Origin of the sequence: Aeromonas simiae (assembly GCF_000820125.1) — a bacterium.
GTDB lineage: Bacteria > Pseudomonadota > Gammaproteobacteria > Enterobacterales > Aeromonadaceae > Aeromonas > Aeromonas simiae.
The window spans coordinates 1-512 of record NZ_CDBY01000098.1; the positions used below are offsets into that span (position 1 = coordinate 1).

Here is a 512-nt window from a genome sequence, read left to right on the forward strand (position 1 = left end):
CCCCGCCCCCTCCACCAGCACCCGCTCGGCCCCGCTCGCCTGCAAGCGGGCCAGCCCCGCATCGAGCAGGGCCGTGTCGATGGGGATGCCGCTCTGCTCGGCGGCGATGTGGGGGGCGATCGGCGGCGCATAAGCGATGGGATTGATCGCCTCATAGGGCATCTGGACGCTTCCCGCCGCCTGCAACTGCAATGCATCGCGGTTGCGCAGCCCCTGTGCGCTTTGCTCGCAGCCCGCCGCGATCGGCTTGTAGCCCACGGCGGCAAGACCGCTGGCCTGCCAGGCGTGCAGCAGGCTACAGGCCACCAGGGTCTTGCCCACGTCGGTGTCGGTGCCGGTTAAAAAATAGGTGTGACTCATCTTCTTCTCCTAAGGGCGACGCACCACGGCGAGGCAGACCTGATAGGTGGCCAGCAGGGTGCCGTCCACCCGGTGTTGCTCGTACGCATCGGCCAGCGCCGCCAGCCGGGCCCTTCCCCCCAGCCCGCCGCGCGGCGCCTCATTGACCTGGC

At 69.5% G+C, this 512-nt stretch carries 1 protein-coding gene; it reads right to left on the minus strand.

Annotation, left to right across the window (positions count from 1 at the left end; all coding sequences use genetic code 11):
- A partial coding sequence (gene bioD / locus BN1134_RS18545) for a dethiobiotin synthase (RefSeq protein WP_042049026.1) occupies positions 1–360 on the minus strand: 360 nt, incomplete at its 3' end.
- Positions 361–512 lie beyond the last annotated feature (152 nt).